At 67.4% G+C, this 22646-nt stretch carries 23 protein-coding genes; 15 read left to right on the top strand and 8 right to left on the bottom strand.

Features of this window, described 5'->3' with window-relative positions; all coding sequences use genetic code 11:
* Window positions 1-69 precede the first annotated feature (69 nt).
* Window positions 70-531: a MarR family winged helix-turn-helix transcriptional regulator gene (locus tag AC1DOP_RS06090; protein ID WP_477250560.1), complete on the top strand. Its 462-nt coding sequence runs from the start codon at window positions 70-72 to the stop codon at window positions 529-531.
* A gap of 25 nt (window positions 532-556) precedes the next feature.
* On the opposite strand, the gene AC1DOP_RS06085 is transcribed toward AC1DOP_RS06090, so the two are convergent.
* Complete coding sequence (locus AC1DOP_RS06085; protein WP_441933717.1) at window positions 557-1735, bottom strand: ABC transporter substrate-binding protein; 1179 nt, start codon at window positions 1733-1735, stop codon at window positions 557-559.
* A 142-nt stretch (window positions 1736-1877) separates the two neighbouring features.
* Between AC1DOP_RS06085 and AC1DOP_RS06080 the strand changes: the two genes are divergently transcribed.
* On the top strand, window positions 1878-2966 hold the full coding sequence (locus AC1DOP_RS06080) for a porin (RefSeq protein ID WP_477250418.1): 1089 nt from the start codon (window positions 1878-1880) through the stop codon (window positions 2964-2966).
* On the opposite strand, the gene AC1DOP_RS06075 is transcribed toward AC1DOP_RS06080, so the two are convergent.
* Window positions 2967-3824, bottom strand: a complete 858-nt coding sequence (locus tag AC1DOP_RS06075) for an IclR family transcriptional regulator domain-containing protein (protein WP_441933713.1) — start codon at window positions 3822-3824, stop codon at window positions 2967-2969.
* Window positions 3825-4020: 196 nt separating this feature from the next.
* On the opposite strand from AC1DOP_RS06075, the gene AC1DOP_RS06070 reads away from it, so the two are divergent.
* The 8 genes from AC1DOP_RS06070 to AC1DOP_RS06035 all read left to right on the top strand — a co-directional run bounded on the left by AC1DOP_RS06070 (window position 4021) and on the right by AC1DOP_RS06035 (window position 11217).
* Window positions 4021-4686: a 3-oxoacid CoA-transferase subunit A gene (locus tag AC1DOP_RS06070; protein WP_441933711.1), complete on the top strand. Its 666-nt coding sequence runs from the start codon at window positions 4021-4023 to the stop codon at window positions 4684-4686.
* Window positions 4687-4688: 2 nt separating this feature from the next.
* Entirely contained in the window at window positions 4689-5333 is a 645-nt protein-coding gene (locus AC1DOP_RS06065) for a CoA transferase subunit B (RefSeq protein ID WP_477250558.1), read from the top strand.
* Window positions 5334-5341: 8 nt separating this feature from the next.
* Window positions 5342-6544 carry a 3-oxoadipyl-CoA thiolase gene (gene pcaF / locus AC1DOP_RS06060; RefSeq protein ID WP_477250415.1) on the top strand — a complete coding sequence of 401 codons (1203 nt, stop codon included), beginning with the start codon at window positions 5342-5344 and terminating at the stop codon, window positions 6542-6544.
* Window positions 6545-6614: 70 nt separating this feature from the next.
* Entirely contained in the window at window positions 6615-7481 is an 867-nt protein-coding gene (locus tag AC1DOP_RS06055; RefSeq protein WP_441933707.1) for a branched-chain amino acid ABC transporter permease, read from the top strand.
* A complete protein-coding gene (locus tag AC1DOP_RS06050; RefSeq protein ID WP_441933705.1) occupies window positions 7478-8530 on the top strand; it encodes a branched-chain amino acid ABC transporter permease in 1053 nt (350 codons plus the stop codon). Before AC1DOP_RS06055 ends, AC1DOP_RS06050 begins: the two co-directional genes overlap by 4 nt.
* A gap of 5 nt (window positions 8531-8535) precedes the next feature.
* Window positions 8536-9297 carry an ABC transporter ATP-binding protein gene (locus AC1DOP_RS06045; RefSeq protein ID WP_441933892.1) on the top strand — a complete coding sequence of 254 codons (762 nt, stop codon included), beginning with the start codon at window positions 8536-8538 and terminating at the stop codon, window positions 9295-9297.
* Window positions 9290-9991, top strand: a complete 702-nt coding sequence (locus AC1DOP_RS06040) for an ABC transporter ATP-binding protein (protein ID WP_477250412.1) — start codon at window positions 9290-9292, stop codon at window positions 9989-9991. The genes AC1DOP_RS06045 and AC1DOP_RS06040 overlap by 8 nt, the downstream gene beginning before the upstream one ends.
* A gap of 50 nt (window positions 9992-10041) precedes the next feature.
* The gene (locus AC1DOP_RS06035; protein WP_477250556.1) at window positions 10042-11217 is read left to right on the top strand and encodes an ABC transporter substrate-binding protein; all 1176 of its coding nucleotides are present in this window, start codon (window positions 10042-10044) and stop codon (window positions 11215-11217) included.
* 48 nt (window positions 11218-11265) lie between these two features.
* On the opposite strand, the gene AC1DOP_RS06030 is transcribed toward AC1DOP_RS06035, so the two are convergent.
* Window positions 11266-11778, bottom strand: a complete 513-nt coding sequence (locus AC1DOP_RS06030) for a MarR family winged helix-turn-helix transcriptional regulator (protein ID WP_477250410.1) — start codon at window positions 11776-11778, stop codon at window positions 11266-11268.
* A gap of 128 nt (window positions 11779-11906) precedes the next feature.
* On the opposite strand from AC1DOP_RS06030, the gene AC1DOP_RS06025 reads away from it, so the two are divergent.
* Together AC1DOP_RS06025 and AC1DOP_RS06020 are read left to right on the top strand one after the other, a co-directional pair.
* Window positions 11907-12962 (top strand): aromatic ring-hydroxylating dioxygenase subunit alpha, encoded by a 1056-nt coding sequence (locus AC1DOP_RS06025; RefSeq protein WP_441933699.1) that lies wholly within the window; start codon window positions 11907-11909, stop codon window positions 12960-12962.
* Complete coding sequence (locus tag AC1DOP_RS06020) at window positions 12959-13915, top strand: PDR/VanB family oxidoreductase (RefSeq protein WP_441933698.1); 957 nt, start codon at window positions 12959-12961, stop codon at window positions 13913-13915. Before AC1DOP_RS06025 ends, AC1DOP_RS06020 begins: the two co-directional genes overlap by 4 nt.
* 39 nt (window positions 13916-13954) lie before the next feature.
* Here AC1DOP_RS06020 and pcaCD read toward each other — a convergent pair whose 3' ends face one another.
* From pcaCD to pcaH, 4 genes are read right to left on the bottom strand one after another with little or no spacing between them, the layout of a single operon-like run.
* On the bottom strand, window positions 13955-15217 hold the full coding sequence (gene pcaCD, locus AC1DOP_RS06015; protein WP_441933696.1) for a bifunctional 4-carboxymuconolactone decarboxylase/3-oxoadipate enol-lactonase PcaCD: 1263 nt from the start codon (window positions 15215-15217) through the stop codon (window positions 13955-13957).
* A gap of 9 nt (window positions 15218-15226) precedes the next feature.
* Entirely contained in the window at window positions 15227-16621 is a 1395-nt protein-coding gene (pcaB, locus tag AC1DOP_RS06010; RefSeq protein ID WP_477250407.1) for a 3-carboxy-cis,cis-muconate cycloisomerase, read from the bottom strand.
* Between the two features lie 36 nt (window positions 16622-16657).
* A complete protein-coding gene (locus AC1DOP_RS06005) occupies window positions 16658-17179 on the bottom strand; it encodes a peptidase associated/transthyretin-like domain-containing protein (RefSeq protein WP_477250405.1) in 522 nt (173 codons plus the stop codon).
* Between the two features lie 11 nt (window positions 17180-17190).
* Window positions 17191-17883, bottom strand: a complete 693-nt coding sequence (gene pcaH / locus AC1DOP_RS06000) for a protocatechuate 3,4-dioxygenase subunit beta (protein ID WP_477250403.1) — start codon at window positions 17881-17883, stop codon at window positions 17191-17193.
* 139 nt (window positions 17884-18022) lie between these two features.
* Here pcaH and AC1DOP_RS05995 point away from each other — a divergent pair, with 139 nt between their 5' ends.
* Complete coding sequence (locus AC1DOP_RS05995; protein WP_477250401.1) at window positions 18023-18796, top strand: IclR family transcriptional regulator domain-containing protein; 774 nt, start codon at window positions 18023-18025, stop codon at window positions 18794-18796.
* Window positions 18797-18931: 135 nt separating this feature from the next.
* On the opposite strand, the gene AC1DOP_RS05990 is transcribed toward AC1DOP_RS05995, so the two are convergent.
* Complete coding sequence (locus AC1DOP_RS05990) at window positions 18932-19837, bottom strand: helix-turn-helix domain-containing protein (RefSeq protein ID WP_477250399.1); 906 nt, start codon at window positions 19835-19837, stop codon at window positions 18932-18934.
* A gap of 128 nt (window positions 19838-19965) precedes the next feature.
* Between AC1DOP_RS05990 and AC1DOP_RS05985 the strand changes: the two genes are divergently transcribed.
* Both AC1DOP_RS05985 and AC1DOP_RS05980 read left to right on the top strand, forming a co-directional pair.
* Window positions 19966-21132 (top strand): 4-hydroxybenzoate 3-monooxygenase, encoded by a 1167-nt coding sequence (locus AC1DOP_RS05985; RefSeq protein WP_477250397.1) that lies wholly within the window; start codon window positions 19966-19968, stop codon window positions 21130-21132.
* Between the two features lie 116 nt (window positions 21133-21248).
* Window positions 21249-22643: an MFS transporter gene (locus AC1DOP_RS05980; protein WP_477250395.1), complete on the top strand. Its 1395-nt coding sequence runs from the start codon at window positions 21249-21251 to the stop codon at window positions 22641-22643.
* Window positions 22644-22646: the final 3 nt, after the last annotated feature.

Here is a 22646-nt window from a genome sequence, read left to right as displayed (position 1 = left end):
TATCAGGCTACCTGATATGTGCCTTATACTATACGCAGCTCTTTTCCCTGACAAGCATCTTTTATGGCAATCGAAAAAAAATCTTCGCCAGCGGCCATGCCGGCAAAACCGACCGGGCTGGCCTACCTGGCCGGACGCCTCGACCACGTCCTCAACCAGCGCCTGCGCGAAAGCCTGGCGCCCTACGGCCTGTCGGTGCCGCAGTACACCGCGCTGTCGGTGTTCCGCGCGTACGGCTCGCTGTCCAACGCCCAGCTGGCGACGCGCACCATGATCTCGCCGCAGTCGGCCAACGAGATGGTCAAGCAGATGGAAGGGAAGGGCTGGATCGAGCGCAGGCCGGACCCGGCCCACGGACGCATCATCCAGATCAGCCTGACGGCGTCCGGCGAAGAGGTCCTGCGCGACTGCGACGCGCTGGTGGTGGAAGTGGAAAACATCATGACCGCCGGCCTCGGGAAGGAAGAACGCGCGCAGCTGCAGGCGCAGCTGCGCGCGGCGGTGCACGCGCTCAGCGTGCAGGGGCTTTAATTCGTTCGCCGCCCCGTGTGGCGGTTCACTTGCCCGGATCCTTCTGGTTCGGGAATTTGTCGAACTCGACGTTGTACGGCTGGCCGTTCAGCTTCTCGACCTTGCGCACGTAGACGTTCTGCACGATGTCGCGGGTGGCCGGGTCGATCGCGATCGGGCCGCGCGGGCTCTCGAACTTCATCCCCTTCAGCACCGCCATGGCCTTGTCGCCATCGATCTTCCCGCCCAGCTTCTGGCTGACCTCGTAGATCGCATGCATGCCGTCATAGGCGCCCACCGCCATGAAATTGGGGCGGCCGCCGTTCGGATTGGCCTGCGCGAAGCTCTTCAGGAAGGCATCGTTCTCGGGCGACTTGTGGGCCGCCGAGTAGTGGAAGGTGGTGATCACGCCCAGGGTGGCGTCGCCGATCGCCGGCAGCACGTGGTCGTCGGTCAGGTCGCCGGTGGCGATCACCTTGATGCCAGCTTCCGCCAGGCCGCGCTCGCGGTAGCCCTTCATGAAGGCGATGCTCTGTTCGCCGGCCGGCACGAACACGAACACCGCGTCCGGCCTGGCGTCCTTGATGCGCTGGATGAAGGGCGCGAACTCCGGATTCTTCAGCGGCACGCGGATCGCCTCGACCACCTTGCCGCCATTTTTCTGCAGGCGCTCGCTGAAGGCCTTCTCGGCATCGATGCCGGGGCCGTAGTCGGCCACCACGGTGGCGACGTTCTTGATGCCGTTCTTCACCGCCCAGTCGCCCATCGGCGCCGAGATCTGCGGCAAGGTCATCGAGAAGCGCGCGATGTAATCCGACTTGGTGGTGATGACGGACGTGGCCGCGTTCATGACGATCATCGGCTTCTTCGCCTGCTGGGCGATCGGCGCCACCGCCAGCGCTTCCGGCGTCAGGCCGAAGCCGGCCAGGAAATCGACCTTGTCGCGGACCACCAGTTCCTGCGCCAGGCGCTTCGCGATTTCAGGCGAGGGGCCGGTGGTGTCCTTGTAGATCACCTGGATCTTCTTGCCGGCGACCGTGTCGCCATGCTGGGCCATCCAGGCCTTGATGCCGCCTTCCATCTGTTTGCCGTAGTCGGCGAAGGGCCCGGAAAAGGCGGCGATCACGCCCACCTTGATGGTGTCCTGGGCTTGCGCGGGCAGGGCGCCCAGGGTGCTCATGGCGGCCAGCGTGGCGATTGCGGTTGCGAGGGTCCTGCGCTTCATGCATGTCTCCTTTGGGAAGTGTTGTCTTGTTGCACGTATCTTGTTGACATTATCAGGCTACCGAACATAGTATTTATTTAGCGTTCGATAAGCAACAACTTGTTCGATAATCGAACGCAGATAATTAATCCTAGGAGACACAATGAAGAACATCATCTGCAGCGCAGTGGCGCTGACCTGCGGCCTCGCCGCTTCCGCCGCCGGCGCACAGACCAATGTCACGATCTACGGTATCGTCGATAGCGGCGTGGCCTACATGACCAATGTTAACGCCGCCGGCGACAACATGTTCAAGATGCCTTCGCTGACCAGCTCCTTCCCGTCGCGTATCGGCTTCCGTGGCACCGAAGACCTCGGCAACGGCCTGCAGGCCTTCTTCGTACTGGAAAACGGTCTGGCGATGGACACCGGCACCCAGCAGCAGGGCGGACGCCTGTTCGGCCGCCAGGCCAACGTCGGCCTGAAGGGATCGTGGGGCGCCATCACGCTGGGCCGCCAGCTGAACATGACCTATATCTCGCAGCTCAAGTCCGACGTGCTGGGACCGCACCTGTTCGCGGTCGGCAGCATCGACGCCTACCTGCCGAATGCGCGCAGCGACAATGCGATCGGCTACATGGGCAACTTCAACGGTTTCGTGGTGGGCGCCACCTGGAGTTTCGGGCGCGATGCCTCCGCCGCCGGCGGACCGGCCGCCACCAACTGCGCGGGCGAGGTCGCGGGCAATTCGAGGGCCTGCCGCCAGTACACGACCCTGGTGGGCTACGAGGTCAAGGACTGGGGCGTGAATTCCTCCTACGACCGCATGTATGGCAATACCGGCGCCGCCGGCGGCCTGACCAGCAGCGACAACACCGATGTCCGCACCACCCTCAACGGCTACGTGATGCTGGGCGCGACCAAGATCGGCGCCGGCCTGATCGACCGCGACACACACGCCGCCACCGGCCACACCGAGTCCGACCTCTACTACATCGGCCTCAGCCACCCGATCGGCGCCTACGTCATCGACGCCCAGGTCGCCCGCCGCGACACCAAGAACTCCAGCTCGGACGTCAACATGCTGGTGGCGCGCCTGACCTACAACCTCTCCAAGCGCACCGCCTGGTACGCCTCGATCGGCCGCATGGCCAACAAGGGCACGTCCGCAGTGGCGCTGGATGCCGGCGGCACCGTAGGCGCCGGCCTGGGCCAGAACGGTGTCATGACCGGCCTGCGCCATACTTTCTAATCAGGGCAGGAGCACCGACAGCTCCTGCGCGCCGCGCAGGAGCACCGGCAGGAACTCCTGCTTCATCCGTTCCACGGTGACGCGCGCGGCCTGGGCGCCGACGTTGAGGGCCGCCAGCACCTGGCCCGAGGCGCCGCGCACCGGCACCGCGATCGAGCGCAGCCCCAGTTCGAGCTCCTCGTCGATCAGCGCGTAACCGTCCTGGCGCACGCCGGCCAGCAGCTCGCGCAGGCGCTTCTGGTTCACCACCGTGTGCTCGGTCATCGGGCGCAGCTTGACGCGCGCGAAGTAGGCGTCCAGCTCGTCCGGCCGCAGGTGGGCCAGCATCACCCGTCCCAGCGAGGTGCAGTAGGCCGGCAGGCGGCTGCCGGTGTTGAGCGCCACCGACATCACGCGCGAGGCCGCCGAGCGCGCCACGTACAGCACTTCGCCATCCTCGAGCACCGCCAGCGAACTCGATTCGCCCAGCTCGCGGGTGATGTTGTTCAGGTAGGGCTGGCTGGAGACCGTGAGCGGCGTCGACGACAGGTAGGAGTAGCCGAGCGTGAGCACCTTGGGGCGCAGCGAGAAGTTGTTCAGCTCCGCGTCCACGTAACCCAGCTGCTGCAGGGTGTACAGGCAGCGGCGCACGGCGGCGCGCGGGATCCCGGTCTTCTGGCTGATCTGGGCGATGGTCTGGGGCTTGCGCGAATCGCTGAAGGCGCGCACCACCGCCAGGCCGCGCGCCAGCGAGGTCATGAAGCTGGGGTCGGTCAGGGCGTCGATCTGCTCGGCAATGGTGGGCTCGCGCTCTTCCGGCGCTGCGGCGGGTTCTGCCGGTTCGGCGGGCTGCGTGGTCTTGGTGGTCGTTTTTGTCATGGCGGCGATTGTAAAACAGGGGCGGGTGGGTTTTCGCGTCCGGTTGGTGTTTTTTCTTGACCTTCCGGCCAGCCAGCCGATACACTTGGTTGGACGGTAATCGATCATGTGTGCGATTATCGAACAACGGAGCTGGGATTTCAAGTACACGATTTCAAGTGCGTCGGCAGATCCGGCGCACGGACAAGGTGGAAACATGATTGATAAAACATTCGAATCGCTGGAGAGGGCGGTCGCCGATATCCACGACGGCGCGACGGTGATGATCGGCGGCTTCGGCAACGCCGGCATGCCCTCCAGCCTGATCGACGCGCTGATCGCGCAGGGCGCGCGCGACCTCACGATCGTCAACAACAATGCCGGCAACGGCGAAACCGGGCTGGCGGCGCTGCTGAAAGCCAGGCGGGTACGCAAGATCATCTGCTCGTTCCCGCGCCAGGCCGACTCGCATCACTTCGACGCGCTGTACCGGGCCGGCGAGATCGAGCTCGAACTGACGCCCCAGGGCAACCTGGCCGAGCGCATCCGCGCGGCCGGCGCCGGCATCGGCGGCTTCTTCACCCCGACCGGCTACGGCACCCTGCTGGCGGAAGGCAAGGAGACCCGCGTCATCGACGGCCGCAACTATGTGCTGGAGTCGCCCATCCACGCCGACTTCGCGCTGATCAAGGCGCTGCGCGGCGACCGCTGGGGCAATCTGGTGTACCGCAAGACCGCGCGCAACTTCGGCCCCGTCATGGCGATGGCGGCCAAGACCACCATCGCCCAGGTGAGCGAGATCGTCGAACTCGGCGAACTCGATCCGGAAGTCATCGTCACGCCGGGCATCTTCGTCCAGCGCGTGGTGAAGGAGGCAGCATGAGCATGAACCGTTATACCCGCGACCAGATCGCCGCGCGCGTGGCCCAGGACATCCACGACGGCGCCTACGTCAACCTCGGCATCGGCCTGCCGACCAAGGTCGCCAACTACCTGCCGGCCGACCGCGAAGTGCTGCTGCACAGCGAGAACGGCGTGCTTGGCATGGGTCCGGCCCCGGCGCCCGGCGAGGAAGACGAAGACCTGATCAACGCCGGCAAGCAGCCGGTGACCCTGCTGACCGGTGGCGCGTACTTCCACCATGCGGACTCGTTCGCGATGATGCGCGGCGGCCACCTCGACATCTGCGTGCTGGGCGCCTTCCAGGTATCGGAGAAGGGCGACCTGGCCAACTGGCATACCGGCGCGCCGGACGCGATCCCGGCGGTGGGCGGGGCGATGGACCTGGCGATCGGCGCCAAGCAGGTCTTCGTCATGATGGACCACCAGACCAAGACCGGCGAAAGCAAGATCGTGCGCAACTGCAGCTATCCGCTGACCGGCGTCGCCTGCGTCAACCGCATCTATACCGACTTGGCCGTGCTCGACGTCACCCCGCAGGGCCTGGCCGTGCGCGAGATGGCACCCGGCCTGACGTTCGAGGAACTGCAGGCCGTTACCGACGCCCCGCTTCTGCAGAATAACCAATGAGGAACACCATGGAAGATGCATTCATTGTCGATGCGATCCGCACCCCGATCGGCCGCTACGGCGGCGCGCTGAAGGACGTGCGTGCCGACGACCTCGGCGCCATCCCGCTGCGCGAACTCGTGAAGCGCAATCCCGGCGTGGACTGGAGCCAGGTCGACGACGTGATCTTCGGCTGCGCCAACCAGGCCGGCGAGGACAACCGCAATGTGGCCCGCATGTCGGCGCTGCTGGCCGGCCTGCCGCAAGAAGTACCCGGCACCACCGTGAACCGCCTGTGCGGCTCCGGAATGGATGCGGTGGGCATCGCCGCGCGCGCCATCCGCGCCGGCGAAGCGCGCCTGATGATCGCCGGCGGCGTCGAATCGATGAGCCGCGCGCCCTTCGTCATGGGCAAGGCCGACAGCGCCTTCTCGCGCAACGCCCAGATCTACGACACCACCATCGGCTGGCGCTTCCCGAACAAGCTGATGAAGCAGCTGTACGGCACCGATTCGATGCCGGAGACGGCCGAGAACGTGGCGGTCGACTACAAGGTGTCGCGCGAAGACCAGGACCGCTTCGCCCTGGCCAGCCAGCAGAAGGTGGCGCGCGCCCAGCGCGAGGGTCTGTTCGACGAGGAAATCGTGCCGGTCACGATTAACCAGAAGAAGGGCGACCCCGTCGTCTTCGCCCGCGACGAGCATCCGCGCGAAACCAGCCTGGAAGCCCTGGCCAAACTGAAGGGCGTGGTGCATGCCGAGGGCAGCGTCACCGCCGGCAATGCCTCGGGCGTGAACGACGGCGCCTGCGCGCTGCTGCTGGCGAATGCCGACGCCGTCAAGCAATTCGGCCTGACCCCGCGCGCCCGCATCGTCGGCATGGCCACCGCCGGCGTGGCGCCGCGCGTGATGGGCATGGGCCCGGCACCGGCGTCGAAGAAGCTGCTGGAGCGCCTCGGCATGACGATCGACCAGATCGATATCATCGAGCTGAACGAAGCCTTCGCCTCGCAGGCGCTGGCGGTGCTGCGCGAACTGGGCGTGCGCGACGACGACCCGCGCGTGAACCCCTACGGCGGCGGCATCGCCCTCGGCCACCCGCTCGGCATGAGCGGCGCGCGCCTGGTGACCACCGCGCTCTACCAGTTGCAGCGCACCGGCGGCCGCTATGCGCTGTGCACCATGTGCATCGGCGTGGGGCAGGGTATCGCGATGGTGATCGAACGGGTATAAACGAGTATCAAAAAGAAGAGTAGCTGGAGACAAGCATGAACAAGCGATACGAGACAGACGGGAGGCAGCCATGATCGGGAATATGATCGGCGTGCTGTTCGACGGGATAGCCTATGGCAGCCTGTTGTTCCTGATTAGCGTCGGCCTTTCGGTGACGATGGGCATGATGAACTTCATTAACCTGGCCCACGGGGCCTTCGCCATGATCGGCGGCTATGTCTGCGTGACCTTGCTGTCCCGGCTCGGGCTGCCCTTCCTGGCGACCCTGCCGCTGGCCTTCCTGGCCGCCGCCATCGTCGGCCTGGTGCTGGAACGGACACTGTACCGCCGCCTGTACAAGGCCAGCCACCTCGACCAGGTGCTGTTCTCGATCGGCCTGACCTTCATGGCGGTGGCCGGCGCCACCTGGCTGTTCGGCCCGACCCAGCAGCCGGTCAACCTGCCGGACTGGCTGCGCGGCCAGGTCCACGTGCTGGGCCTCGACCTCGGCGTCTACCGCCTGTTCCTGATCGGCGTGGTGGTGCTGGTGACCACCGCGCTGGTGCTGCTGATCGAGCGCACCCGTTTCGGCGCCCAGATCCGCGCCTCGGTCGACAACCAGACCGCCGCGGCGGGCCTGGGCATCAACGTCAGCCGCGTGTTCAGCCTGACCTTCGCCCTCGGTTCGGGCCTGGCCGGCCTTGGCGGCGGCCTGGGCATCGACGTGCTGGGCCTCGACCCGAGCTTCCCGGTCAAGTACATGGTCTACTTCCTGCTGGTGGTGGCCGTCGGCGGCGCCGGTTCGATCAAGGGTCCGCTGATCGCCGCCCTGATCCTCGGCGTGTTCGACGTCGCCGGCAAGTACTACGTGCCGGAAGTCGGCGCCTTCGTCATCTACACGCTGATGGTGGTGCTGCTGATCCTCTTCCCCTTCGGCCTCGTCAGGAGGAAAGCATGAGCGCACCCATCGATACCAAGCTGGCGTCTTCCGCCAAGCCGGCCGCCCCGGCATCGCCGGCCGCCGCACCGATCCAGGCGCGCCTGCCCAACGACCGCTGGAAGCCGCTCGAAATCGCGTTCTGGCTGCTGCCGGTGGCGTCCTGGTTCCTGTTCCCGAACCACCTGGTGCTGGTCAGCCAGATCATGATCGTCGGCCTGTTCGCGCTCTCGCTCGACCTGGTGCTGGGCTATGCGGGCATGGTCTCGCTCGGCCATGCGGCCTTCTTCGGCCTCGGCGCCTACACCGCCGGCCTGCTGTCGGTGCACGGCTGGGGCGAACCGGTGTCCGGCCTGTTCGCCGCCGCCGTGGTGGCCGGCGTGGCCGGCTTCATCGTCAGCTTCCTGGTGGTGCGCGGCCAGGACCTGGCGCGCCTGATGGTCACCCTCGGCATCGGCCTGATGCTGTTCGAGGCCGCCAACAAGGCGGCCTTCATCACCGGCGGCGTCGACGGCCTGTCCGGCATGGTCGTGAAGCCGCTGTTCGGCAGCTTCGAGTTCGACCTCTACGGCAAGACCGCCTTCTGGTACAGCCTGGGCGTGCTGTTCCTGCTGTTCGTGCTGCTGCGCCGGATCGTCAACTCGCCCTTCGGCCTGTCGCTGCGCGGCATCCGCGAAGGCGGCCGCCGCATGCCGGCGATCGGCGCAAACGTCGAGCGCCGCCTGAAGGTCGCCTTCACCATCGGCGCCGCGATCGCCGGCGTGGCAGGGGCGCTGCTGGCCCAGACCACCCAGTTCGTCGGCCTCGACTCGCTCGGCTTCCCGCGTTCGGCCGAACTGCTGATCATGCTGGTGCTGGGCGGTACCGGCCGCCTGTACGGCGCGCTGGTGGGAGCGGCCGTGTTCATGGTCGCCCAGGACTACATCTCCGGCCTGGATCCCGCCTACTGGCAGTTCTATATCGGCCTGCTGCTGGTGCTGATCGTGCTGTTCGCACGCGGCGGCATCCTGGGCGGCCTGGAAAAGCTGGCCCAGCGTTTCAAGCCGGCCGCGCGCAAGGAGCAAGCATGAGAGACATGAGCACCAACGACCGCACCCTGCGCACCGAAGCGCTGTCCAAGCAATGGGGCGCTTTCAAGGCGAATACCGACGTCTCGCTGACCTTCGCGCCGGGCGCGCGCCATGCGCTGATCGGCCCGAACGGTGCCGGCAAGACCACCTTCATCAACCTGCTGACCGGCGCCCTGCTGCCGACCGCCGGCCGCGTGTGGCTGGGCGGGCACGACATCACGACCCTGCCGCAGCACGAGCGCGTCAAGCTGGGCATGACCCGCACCTTCCAGATCAATACCCTGTTCGCCGGCATGACCGTGCTGGAATCGGTAGCGCTGGCGATCTGCGAGCGCCGCGGCCTGCAGAAGGTCTGGTGGAAGACGGTCGAGAAGCATGCCGACGTGGTCGAGGAGGCGATGGCCCTGCTGGCCACGCTGAAGCTGACCGACGAAGCCAACAGCATTACCAGCAGCATGGCCTACGGCAAGCAGCGCCTGGTCGAGATCGCGCTGGCGCTGGCGACCAAGCCGGCCATCCTGCTGCTGGACGAACCGGCGGCCGGCATCCCGCAGGCCGAGAGCCGCGAGCTGTTCGAGGTGATCGCCCAGCTGCCGCGCGACGTCACCATCCTGTTCATCGAACACGATATGGGGCTGGTGTTCCGCTTCGCCGAGCGCATCACGGTGCTGGTGGGCGGCAGCGTGCTGACCGAAGGCACACCGGCGGAAATCGCGGCCGACCCGCGCGTCAAGGAAGTCTATCTGGGGGAGGCCGAACATGCCTGAACTGCTTGCATTCGACCGGGTGAGCGCCGGCTACGGCGAATCCATCGTGCTGGAAGACGTCTCGTTCTCGATGGAGGAGGGCGCCAGCCTGGCCCTGCTGGGCCGCAACGGCGTCGGCAAGACCAGCCTGCTGGTCACGCTGATGGGCCTGACCCGCATGCACAAGGGCGCGGTGCGCTGGGCCGGTAAGGACCTGGCGCGCATGCCGACCCACCAGCGTTCGCGCTCCGGCCTCGGCTGGGTGCCGCAGGAGCGCCATATGTTCCCGTCGCTGACGGTGGAGGAACACCTGACGGTGGTGGAACGTCCGGGTCCCTGGAACCTGCAGCGCGTCTACGAGATCTTCCCGCGCCTGCGCGAGCGGCGCGCGAATATGGGCAACCAGCTCTCGGGCGGCGAGCAGCAGATGGTGGCGATCGCGCGCGCGCTGATGACCAACCCGCGCATCCTGCTGCTCGACGAGCCGATGGAAGGCCTGGCGCCGATCATCGTGCAGGAACTGGTGCGCGTGATCCGGCGCCTGATCGCCGACGAAGGCATGTCGGTGATCGTGGTCGAGCAGCATGCGCGCCTGGCGCTGTCGCTGACCGAGCGCGCCATGGTGCTGGACCGCGGCCGCATCGTCCACGAATCCGACAGCGCCAGCCTGCTGGCCGATGGCGACAAGCTCGACCGCCTGGTGGCCGTCGCTTAGGTACAGAAAACATTCAAACAATATAAACAGGAGATAAACCGATGAATCGAATGAACCCCACCCGCCGCACCATCGTCCTCGGCGCCGCCATGCTGGCCGCCGGCCTGTCCGCAGGCAGCGTCCACGCCGCCGAGCCGCTGAAAGTCGGCCTGATCGTGCCGATGTCGGGTCCCTTCGCCTCCACCGGCCGCCAGGTCGACGCCGCCGTCAAGCTGTTCATGCAGCAGAACGGCGACACCGTGGCCGGCCGCAAGATCGAAGTCATCCTGAAGGACGACGGCGGCGTCTCGCCCGACGTCACCAAGCGCCTGGCCCAGGAACTGGTGGCGCGCGACAAGGTGCAGGTGCTGGCCGGCTTCGGCCTGACCCCGCTGGCCTTCGCCGCGGCGCCGATCGCGACCCAGGCCAGGGTGCCGATGATCGTCATGAACGCCGCCACCTCGGTGATCCCGCAGCGCTCGCCCTACATCGTGCGCACCGGCTTCACCCTGCCGCAGGTGACCGCGCCGCTGGCCCAGTGGGCGGCCAAGAACAAGATCAAGTCGGTGGTGACCTTCGTGGCCGACTACGGCCCCGGCATCGACGCCGAGAAGGTCTTCGTCAAGGACTTCACCCAGGCCGGCGGCAAGGTCCTCGCCTCGCTGCGCGCGCCGCTGCGCAACCCGGACTACGCGCCCTTCCTGGCGCGCGTGAAGGACGCCAGGCCGGACGCCGTGTTCGTGTTCGTGCCGTCCGGCGAGGGCGCGGCCGTGCTGAAGCAGTTCACCGACCGCGGCCTGGCCGCCGCCGGCATCCGCCTGATCGCCACCGGCGACGTGCTCGACGACGACCTGATGCCCTCGATCGGCAATGCCGCCCTGGGCGTGGTCAGCAGCCACCACTATTCGGCCGCCCATCCCTCGCCGGAAAACCAGGCCTTCGTCGCCGCCTTCACCAAGGCCAACAAGGACATGCGCCCGAACTTCCACGCGGTCGGCGCCTACGACGGCATGCAGCTGCTGTACGCGGCCCTGAAGAAAACCGGCGGCAACAGCGACGGCGCCAAACTGCTGGAAGCGATGAAGGGCATGTCCTGGACCAGCGTGCGCGGCCCGGTCAGCATCGACCCGGCGACCCGCGACATCGTGCAGACCGTCTACATCCGCAAGGCCGAGCAGCTGAACGGCGGGGTGTACAACGTCGAGTTCGACAAGGTCGAGAAGTTCAAGGATCCGGGCGTGGACTAACCCCAGCCGTCGTGCCGGGCAATGCCCGGTCTGACGCTTGCGAAAGCACTATCCTTCGTCCCCGCCGGTGCGGGGACGACGGGGATTCAAGGGCGCCCGGCTCTGCTCATTATTCCCATTCACCAGCTTTTCCAGCAGCGCCATGAACTGCGCCTGCTCCGGCGGCGACAGTGGCGCCAGCAGGCGCTGGCGCAGGCGCAGGGCGCCGGCTTCCAGCGCATCCAGCAGGCGCGCGCCCTCGGGCGTGATGGTCAGCGCCCGCTGGCGCCGGTTGTGCGGGATCACCTTGCGCTCCAGCAAGCCTTTCTCTTCGAGCCGGGCGCAGACCGTCGCCCCGGTCGAGGTGTCGATGGCGGCCAGCCCGGCCAGCGATACCTGGTCGATGCCCGGCTGTTCCGCCAGGCGGCTCAGGATCGCGTACTGCACCGGCGTCAGTTCGGACCCCAGTTCGTCGTAAAAAATCGACACCGCGATCTGCTGGGCGCGCCGTAACAGGTGGCCTGGATGTTCGTAGAGGTCGAGCGGTGCGGCGTCAATGGCGCGTGCGGTATTGGTCGGCATGTTTCCCGTCAGTATTGGTGCGGCGCACCATAAAAATATTCGTCATCGTAGTTTACTTCGTCGTCCAAACGCGTGATACTTTTCTTACATTCAGTGTACTGAATATAGCCAACAAATAGGAGACAAAGATGTTCCCGAAAAACGCCTGGTACGTGGCCTGCACGCCGGATGAAATCGATGGCAAGCCGCTCGGCCGCCAGATCTGCGGCGAGAAAATCGTGTTTTATCGCGGCAAGGAAGGCAAGGTCGCCGCGGTCGAGGATTTCTGCCCGCACCGCGGCGCGCCGCTGTCGCTGGGCTTCGTCCGCGACGGCAACCTGGTGTGCGGCTACCACGGCCTGGAAATGGGCTGCGAGGGCAAGGCGATCAGCATGCCGGGCCAGCGCGTGCGCGGCTTCCCCTGCATCCGCAGCTACGCGGTCGAGGAACGCTACGGCTTCATCTGGGTCTGGCCGGGCGAGAAGGACAAGGCCGATCCCGCCACCATCCACCACCTGGAATGGGCCGACAATCCCGAATGGGCCTACGGCGGCGGCCTGTATCACATCAACTGCGATTACCGCCTGATGGTCGATAACCTGATGGACCTGACCCACGAGACCTATGTGCACGCGTCCAGCATCGGCCAGAAGGAAATCGACGAGGCGCCGGTGAACACCAAGGTCGAGGGCGAGCAGGTGGTGACCAGCCGCTTCATGGAGAACATCATCGCGCCGCCGTTCTGGCAGGCGGCCCTGCGCGGCAACGGCCTGGCCGACGACGTGCCGGTCGACCGTTGGCAGATCTGCCGCTTCAGCGCGCCCAGCCACGTGATGATCGAGGTCGGTGTCGCGCACGCGGGCAAGGGCGGTTATCACGCCGACGCGGCGCACAAGGCATCCAGCATCGTGGTCGACTTCATCACCCCGGAAACCGAGACCTCCCACTGGTACTTCTGGGGCATGGCGCGCAACTTCAAGCCGCAGGACGAAGAGCTCACCCGCACCATCCGCGAAGGCCAGGGCAAGATCTTCGGCGAGGACCGCGAGATGCTGGAACTGCAGCAGCAGAACATCCTGCGCCATCCCGAGCGCAAGCTGCTGATGCTGAACATCGACGCCGGCGGCGTGCAGTCGCGCCGCATCATCGACCAGTGGCTGGCGCGCGAGCACGCCGGCCAGGTGGCAGGGGAGGCGGCGGCATGACGACCTTCGACGTGCGCGTGGCGCGCAAGGCCAGCGAGGCCGACGGCATCTGCAGCTATGAACTGGTGCGCCTGGACGGCGCGCCGCTGCCGCCCTTCGAGGCCGGCGCCCACATCGACGTACACCTGGGCGACAAGCTGGTGCGCCAGTACTCGCTGTGCAATCCGCCCGGCGAGACCCACCGCTACCAGATCGGCGTGCTGCGCGACGCCAATTCGCGCGGCGGCTCCCAGGCCATGCACGACCACATCGACACCGGCTCGAAGCTGACCATCAGCGCGCCGAAGAACCACTTCCCGCTGGTCGAGGCACGACGCACGCTGCTGTTCGCGGGCGGGATCGGCATCACGCCGATCCTGGCGATGGCCGAGGCCCTGGCCGCCAAGGGTGCCGCCTTCGAGATGCACTACAGCGCGCGCTCGCCGGAACGCGCCGCCTTCAGGGAGCGCCTCGCGGCATCCCACCTGGCGGGCCAGGTGCACTTCCACTACGACAGCGGCGACGACGCCCAGAAACTGGACCTGGCGGCGCTGCTGGCGAATCCGGATGCGGGCACCCACCTGTACGTGTGCGGCCCGCAGGGCTTCATCGACCACGTGCTGGGCGCTGCCCGCGGCCTTGGCTGGCCGCCGGCCCAGCTGCATGTCGAGTACTTCAGCGCGGCAGCGGTGGACACCGGCGGCGACCAGGCTTTCGAAGTGAAACTGGCCTCGAACGGCAGGATCGTGACGGTACCGGCCGGCACCACGGTGCTGAAAGCGCTGGAAGCCGAGGGCATCGAGATCGCGTATTCCTGCGAGGAGGGAGTGTGCGGCACCTGCCTGACACGGGTGCTGGAGGGCGTGCCGGAGCACCGCGACATGTACCTGACCGAGGAGGAGCAGGCGGCGAACGACCAGTTCACGCCTTGTTGTTCGCGGGCGAAGACACCTATGTTGGTGCTGGATTTGTAAAGCGCTTACCGGCGTCCCCGCCTGCGCGGGGATGACGGATCAGAGCGTGCCGATGAACCCCGCAACCGCCTGATTGAACCCCTCCGGCTGCTCCACCGCACTCAAATGCGACGCCTCCTTCAGCACCGTGAGCGACGCCCCCGGAATCCCTTCCGCCAAAGCCTGCGCCATGGCCACCGGCGTACCCTGGTCCAGCTCACCGGCGATCACCAGCGCCGGCACGCCGATCTGGCCGAGGCGCGCGGTGGTGTCGACCTTCCCGACCGCGTCGCAGCAGCCGGCATAGCCCACCGCATCGGTCGTCACCAGGCGGCGGCGGAAGCGGGCCACCGTGCCGGCCTTCTGCGCGCGAAAAGCTTCGTGGAAGTAGCGCGCCATGACGGCGTCGGCGATCGCTTCGATGCCGCGTTCGCGCACGGTGACAATGCGCTGTTCCCAGACTTCGCGCGCGGCTTGCGGATAGCCGCTGGTGGTGTTCGCCAGCACCAGCGCGCGCACCAGGGAAGGGTGGCGCAGGGCCAGCTCCTGGCCCACCATGCCGCCCATCGACAGCCCGACCCAGACCACCGGCCCGGTATCGAGTTCGCGCAGCAGGCGGGCGGCGTCGTCGGCCAGTTCGGCCATCGAGTACAGGCCGTCGATGGCGTCCGAGCTGCCGTGGCCGCGATGGTCGTAGGCGATCACGCGGCAGTCCTGCGCGAGGACGTTGGCGAGGCCGTCCCACATGTCCAGGTCGCAGCCCAGCGCATGGCTCAGTACAACGGTGTGGCGCGGCGCCTTGCCGCTGCGTGGCTCGCGCACGCTGTAGTGGAGGGCGGGCGTGCTCGTGGTGCGGCCTTCGCGGCCGGTGCCGGAATGCGAGACCGCGCCGGGAGCGGACGGCTCCAGCACGTAGCCGATCTGGTCCGCCACTTCGCGCAGGATCGCGATTGCGTGCGTGAAGCCGGTATTGGCGGCGGGGACGCCGGCGTAGATGGCCGACTGCATCAGGATTTCCTTGATCTCGTCGGGCGTCAGGCGGCTGCCGGCCTCGCCCAGCAGGGCGGCGCGCACGTGCAGGTCGTATTCCTCCCAGCGGCCGAGCGCCACCGTGATCGACAGGACGATCGCGCGGCGGGTCTTGTGGTCCAGGCCGGGGCGGCCCCAGATCTCGTTCCAGGCGAAGCGCGTGATCAGGTTCTGGAATTCGGCATTGAAGCTGGTCGCGTTGTTCAGGGAACGGTCGACCCAGGCGTCGCCGAGGACGTTGCGGCGGTTCTGCAGGCCGCGTTCGAAATCGTGGTCAAGCGGATCGAAACTCATCGGTGTGGCTCATTCATGAAATGGGTGGGTGGCTGCCAGCCTGTCCATGGACAGGCGCAGGCCATGCAGCTGGGCTTCGGCCAGGCGGCGCGCCGGTTCGGCGGCGGCCACCGGATCGAAGAGGCGCGCCAGCCGGGCGGGATCGACGTGAGCGGCCAGTTGCGGATCGGCGGCGACGGCATCCCGCACCAGCTGGTCGAGACCCTGGGGGCCGGTGGCGGCGCGCTTGCTCAGGTCTTCGAGCAGCGCATGCGCCTTCGGCCGGCCGATGGCGCCGGCCAGATAGCTCGATACCGCCTCGGCGAATACCAGGCCGTGCAGGGCGTCGATATTGTGCAGCATGCGCTCGCGGTCGACCGCCAGGCCGGCAAAGGCTTCGTTCAGTGCCCCGAGGGCGCCGTGGACGGACAGGAAGATCGGCGGCCATTCGGCCAGTTCGGCCTGCCAGTTGCCGAGGCCCCGTTCGTGCTGCTGGTCCATGCAGGCCAGCAGGGCCGCCGCATGCTGGGGCGTGCGGCGCGCAGCGGCCAGCGCGATCATGGTGGACACCGGATTGCGCTTGTGCGGCATGGCCGAGGAGCCGCCGCGGCCATTCCCGGACGGCTCGGCCAGTTCGCCGACCTCGCCCTGGGCCATCAGGCCGAGGTCGGTGGCCAGCTTGCCCAGGCTGCCGCCCAGCACCGCCACTTCGAGGCCCAGGCGCACCCACTCGTCGCGCTGGGTGTGCCAGGCGGCGTCCGCCACCCGCAGGCGCAGGTCGGCGGCTACCCGCAGCGCCACCGCCGGGCCATGCTCGCCCATCACGGCCAGGGTGCCGACGGCGCCGCCCAGTTGCAGCTGGAGGCCGCGCGCGGCCGCCTCGCGCATCCGCTCGCGTGCGCGCACGAGCGGCGCCAGCCAGCCGGTGGCCTTGAAGCCCAGGCTGGTCACCTGGGCCGGCTGCATCAGCGTGCGCGCCAGCACCGGCGTGGACAGGTGGTCTTCGGCCAGCTTCAGCAGGTGGCCGGAGAGCTCGTGCAGGCCCTCGTCGAGCAGGCGCAGGGCGTCGCGCGTCACCAGCACCAGGCCGGTGTCGATCACATCCTGGCTGGTGCTGCCCCAGTGCACGTGGCGCGCCGCTTCCTCGTCGTACAGCGCCACGGTTTTCTGCAGCTCCTTCACCAGCGGGATCGCCAGGCTGCCGGCGCGGCGGCCGGCGCGGACCAGGGCCGGGATGTCGTAGAGTTGCGCCTTGCAGACGCTGCCGATGGCGCTGGCGGCGGCCTGCGGAATCAGGCCCTCTGCCGCCTGGGCGCGCGCCAGCGCGCCCTCGAAGTCGAGCATGGCCTGCACCACCGCCGCGTCGTCGAAGGCGGCTTCCATGTCGGGCGTGGTCAGAAAACTGTCGAAGATCGATACACTCACTGGCGCTCCCGTCGCTTGGCTGTCATGCCCGCATCATCATACATAATCGAAGAAGGCGGTTTCCTTCTCGCCCTGCATCCAGATGTCCCAGTGGTACTGGCCGTCGCCGGTCTTGCGGGCGAGGAGGGTGGCGCGGCGCGCTTCCGGCACCTGGTTCAGGATCGCGGATTGGGACAGGCCGGCGGCGTCCTCGAGGAAAACGGCGGTGAACTGGTGCTTGACCAGGCCGCGCGCGAACACGGTGATGTAGGCCAGCGGTTCGCCCGCCGCGGCATCCAGCGGCGCGGCGATGCGCATGCTGAATTCGCCGTCGGCGCCGCTCGGCACGCGGCGGAAGCCGGGGATCATGTGTTCGGCTTCGAGGGCGGCGGCATCCGGCGTCCAGGCTTCGATCTGGGCGTCGTTGATCGGGTTGCCGTCGCCGTCGTAGATGATGCCGCCGACCAGCACGGTGGGGCCGCTGGTCTTCAGGTTGGCCGGCGTGCAGGCGTCGGCGGCCCACTGCCAGGCTTCGTGGGAGAACGGGCCGATGGTCTGGGAAGTCGTGATCTTGCTCATGTGTTGTCTCCTTACAGGCCCATCGGGGTGGCGTCGCGTCCGCGCAGGACGATATCGAATTCGTAGCCGAGCATCTCGGCGCCGACCGTGTGTTCGAGGCTGAAGCGCGAGATCAGGCGCTGGCGCGCGGCTTCGTCCGGCACGCTCTGGAAGATCGGGTCGTAGTCGAACAGCGGGTCGCTCGGGAAGTACATCTGGGTCACCAGGCGCTGTGCGTACACGTTGCCGAACAGCGAGAAGTGGATGTGGGCCGGACGCCAGGCCTTGTCGTGGTTGCCCCAGGGGTAGGGGCCGGGCTTGATGGTGACGAAGCGGTAGCGGCCGTCGTCGTCGGTCAGCATCTTGCCGAGGCCGTGGAAGTTCGGATCCAGCGGCGCCGCGTGCTGGTCCTTGCTGTGCCAGTAGCGGCCGGCCGAATTCGCCTGCCAGACTTCGACCAGGGAGTTGCGTACCGGCTTGCCGTCCTCGTCGACCACGCGGCCGGTGACCACGATCTTCTCGCCCAGCGGCTCGCCCTGGCCGTGGGCGGTCAGGTCGGTGTCGTTCGGCAGCAGGATGTGGGGGCCGGCGACGATATTGCGCGTGACGGGCGCCGGGGCCTCGATGCGCAGGTTGGGCTGCAGCGGGCCGCGCTTGACGGTCGATTTATAGGCGGGATAGACGAGTTCCGGATAGACGCCCGGCTCGATGGCATCGAATTTCACAGCGAGTCTCCTTGGGAGGGGTTGTTGTGCAAACGATGGTAGGGAAGGACGGCGGCAGCGACAAGCCGGCAAAGTGCTGCAGCGTTCACTATGCGCGCACTTTGTGCGATACTCGCACAAAACCCCTGCCAATTTGCACATGAGCGAAAAACCTGACGCGCCGCTGGAGCGGGATCTCGTCGGCGGCCTCGAAAAAGGCCTGAAGGTGATCGAGGCCTTCGACCAGGAGCGTTCGCGCCTGTCGATCGCCGAGGTGGCCGTGGCCACCGGCCTGACGCGGGCGGCGGCGCGCCGCTACCTGATCACGCTGACCCACCTGGGCTATATGCGGCACGAGAACAAGCTGTTCTCGCTGACCCCGGCGGTGCTGCGCCTCGGCCAGTCCTACCTGCATTCGGCGCGCCTGCCGCGCATCGCCCAGCCGCCGCTGTACCGGCTCGCGTATTCGCTGGGCGAGGCGGCCTCGGTCGGGGTGCTCGACCACGACCAGCTGGTCTGCGTGGCGGCGGTCAGCGCCGGACGCCTGGTCTCGGCCACCCTGCAGCCGGGCACCCGGGTGCCGGCCTATTGCACGGCCAACGGGCGCATGCTGCTGGCCTCCCTGCCGCAGGCCGACATCGAACGTTTCCTGGCCCAGGCCACGCCCGAGCAGATCACCCAGTACACGATCGTGGACAAGGAACGCCTGGCGCTCGAGATCGCGCGCGCCCGGGCGCAAGGCTATGCCCTGGTCGACCAGGAGCTGGAACTGGGCCTGCGCACGATCTCGGTCCCGCTGCGGAATTTCCGCGGCGACGTGGTGGCGGCCATGAACGTGAGCGTGCACGCGGGCCGGCTGCCGGTGGAGCAGATGGTGGAGCGTTGTTTGCCGGCGATGATCAAGACGCAGGTGGAGTTGGGGGCGATGTTGTAGCTTACCCCGTCGTGCCCGCGTGATCTCCACGTCGTCCCCGCGCCGGCGGGGACCCAAGTTTGGCGCATACCTGTAGCGTTTGAACTTGCAGGTGCTCACGCAAACTTGGATCCCCGCCTTCGCGGGGACGACGGTTCATTCGTCCGCCTGCGTCCGCTGCCGATACTCCTTCGGCGTCACCCCCACCAGCTTCTTGAACAGCCGGCTGAAGTAAGCCGGGTCCTGGAACCCCAGCTCATAGGCGATGCCGGCCACGCTGGCCGGCACATAGGTCAGCTTGCGGCAGGCCTCCAGCATCAGGCGCTCCTGGGTCATCTCGAAGGCCGTCTTGCCGGCGATTTTCAGGCACAGGCGATTCAGGCGCACCGGCGCCACGCGCAGCGCGTCGGCGTATTGCGGCACCCGCCATTGCTCCTTGTAGCGGCGCTCGATTTCGGTGCGGAAGCGGCTGAACAGCTCGAAGTCCTTGCGGCCCGAGCTTTCGGCGATGCGCCGTTCGGCCTGCACCCGCGCCAGCGTCAAGAGCACGCAGCGCGACAGCCAGTCGAGCATCAGGGTATGGCCCTGGCGCGGCCAGGCCGCTTCCGCGATCAGGTTGCGCAGCAGCGCCTCGATGCGCTCGCGCGCTTCCGGCAGCGGTCCGAGCCCGATGGCGAGCGGCTCCACGAACAATGAGGTGAACAGGTTGCCGTCCTCGCCGGCGGCGGCGAACAGCATGTTCTGGTCGATTGTCAGGACGTAGCCATAGGTCTCTTCGGAGAATTCAAAACCGTGGGCCAGAGAGGGATGGATGGTGAGGGCGACCGGGCCGTCGAGTTCGCGGACCTCGTCGCCGAGGGTGGCTCTTACGCGTCCGCCGAATAAAAAAAGTACCTGGAACAGGCCGGCGTGGGTGTGAATGCCGATATGCCAGTCGTAGCCGCGGCTGCGCGTCTCGATCAGTTCGACGTGCACGCCCTCGGCATCGACGCCCCTTGTGAGCTCGCCGTAGAGGGCGAATTGCGGGATGGCGGCGGACGGCTGGGTGAGGGCGGCAGGCATGGCGAAGACCGGGGCGGTCGGAGTCGAATGGAAAAATAGTACAAGTTTTTTCCAGTTTCATCCATTCATATCGGCCCGCCGCCGCACTAGGATGATGTCAACCAGAACACATAAACGGAGACATCACCATGCGTACCCAAGTCGCCATCATCGGCGCCGGCCCCGCCGGCCTTCTGCTTTCCCACCTGCTGCACCTGAACGGCATCGAGTCCGTCGTGCTCGAATCGCGCAGCCGCGCCGAGATCGAAGCCACCATCCGCGCCGGCGTGCTCGAACAGGGCAGCATGGACATCCTGAGCGACGCCGGCGTCGGCGAGCGCATGCACCGCGAAGGCGCGCTGCACCACGGGATCGAACTGGCCTTCGGCGGCCGCCGCCACCGCATCGACCTGCACGGCCTGACCGGCAAGGCGATCACCGTCTATCCCCAGCACGAAGTCATCATCGACCTGGTCGCGGCCCGCCTGGCCGCCGGCGGCGAACTGCTGTTCGAGACCAGCCAGGTCGAGATCGCCGGCATCGACGGCGAGCGGCCGGCGGTGAGTTTCATGCACGGCGGCGAGGCGCGCCGCATCGAGGCCGACTTCGTGATCGGCTGCGACGGCTTCCACGGCGTGTCGCGCCCGATGATCCCGGCGACGGTCCGCCGGGATTTCCAGCGCACCTATCCCTTCGGCTGGTTCGGCATCCTGGTCGAATCGGCGCCCTCGTCGGAAGAACTGATCTACGCCCGCCACGAACGCGGCTTCGCCCTGGTCAGCACCCGTTCGCCGACCGTGCAGCGCCTGTACTTCCAGTGCGACCCGCGCGACCACGTCGACAACTGGTCGGACGACCGCATCTGGGCCGAGCTGCATGCGCGCCTGGAGAGCGACGACGGCTGGAAGCTCAAGGAAGGCCGGATCTTCCAGAAGGGGATCATCGGCATGCGCAGCTTCGTGTGCGCGCCGATGCGCTCGGGCCGCCTGTTCCTGGCCGGCGACGCCGCCCACATCGTGCCGCCGACCGGCGCCAAGGGCATGAACCTGGCGATCTCCGACGTCAAGCTGCTGTCGCGCGCCCTCGACAGCTTCTACCGCGGCGCCGGCGAGGAAGGCCTGGAGCGCTATTCGAGCGAGGCCCTCAAGCGGATCTGGCGCGCCGAATTCTTCTCGTGGTGGATGACGCGCCTGCTGCACACCTTCGAGGATGCATCGCCCTTCGACCGCGAAGTGCAGCTGGCGGAGCTCGAGAACGTGGTGGCCTCGCGCGCCCTCAGCACCGCACTTGCCGAGAACTACGTCGGCGCCTTCTGAAGCGGACCTGCAGCGCCGCGGCCCACCCGTGGCGCATATTGCGATACAGTAGAGCCATCAGGCATACGATATAAAACGCGGCCGGCCACCGGCGGGACCGCCCGAAGGAGACACATATGCAGAAAGACGTCCGAGCGGTCGACGTCCAGGACTTCCTCAACCGCCACCGGTTCTCCGGCTTCCAGTGGACCATCTTCGCGATCTGCTTCCTGATCGTGCTGCTGGACGGCTTCGACACCGCCGCGATCGGCTTCATCGCCCCATCCCTGCTCAAGGAATGGGGTCTCAGCAAGGCGGCGCTGGCGCCGGTGCTCAGCGCGGCCCTGTTCGGACTGGCCGCCGGCGGCCTGACCGCCGGTCCCTGCGCCGACCGCTTCGGCCGCAAGACCGTGCTGGTGGCGGCGGTGGCCCTGTTCGGCGCCGCCTGCACCTGGTCGGCCTTTGCGGCCGACCTGACCCAGCTCACCATCCTGCGCTTCGTGACCGGCCTCGGGCTGGGCGCCGCGATGCCGAACGCGGTCACCCTGATGAGCGAGTACTGCCCGGACCAGCGCCGCGCGACCCTGACCAATGCGATGTTCTGCGGCTTCCCGCTGGGCGCGGCGCTGGGCGGCTTCCTGGCTGCCTGGATGATTCCGCAGTGGGGCTGGCGCAGCGTGCTGCTGCTGGGCGGCGCGGTGCCGGTCGTGCTGGCGGCCGTCATGCTGGCGCGCCTGCCGGAATCGGTGCGCTATATGGTCGCCAGGCGTTATCCCGCCGCGCACATCCGCGCCGCGTTGCAGCGCATCTCGCCGGCGGCAGCGCAGGCGGCCTCGTTCAGCATGGCCGAGAAGGCAGCGCCGTCCGTCGCCGGCAGCGGCCTGCGCGTCATCCTGTCGCGTCCCTTCATCATCGGCACAGTGATGATCTGGCTGGCCTACTTCATGGGCCTGGTGATCTTCTATTCCCTCATCAACTGGATGCCGATCCTGTTCAAGGAAGCCGGCCTGGATGCGCGCACGGCCACGCTGGCGGCCTCGCTGTTCCCGCTCGGCGGTGTCGGCGCCATCTTCCTCGGCTGGCTGATGGACCGCTTCAGCGCCAACCGCGTGATCGCGCTGTGCTTCAGCCTGAGCGCGCTGAGCATCTACGCGATCGGCCTGTCGGCCGGCAGCACCGGCCTGCTGATGGCGGTGGTCTTCCTCGCCGGCACCCTGATGAATACGGCCCAGTCCTCGCTGCCGGCGCTGGCGGTGGCCTTTTATCCTACCCAGGGCCGGGCCACCGGCGTCGCCTGGATGATGGGCGTGGGCCGCTTCGGCGGCGTCGCCGGCTCCTTCCTGGTGGCCGAACTGTCGCGCCGCCAGGTCGGCTTCGAAGGCATCTTCGCGACGATCGCGGTGGCCGGCGTGGTGGCCACGCTGGCGCTGCTGGTCAAGCACTGGGGCGAGCCGCAGCGGCCCGAATCGGCCGGCTCGGCCGAATCTTCCGGATCGGCCGCGGCGCGCAGCTCCGCGGGCGCCGGGCATTGAGCG

Source organism: Massilia sp. 01N410, from assembly GCF_056399665.1.
The sequence above is the reverse complement of the archived record's forward strand: the minus strand, read 5'-3'. Positions and strand labels throughout refer to the sequence as shown.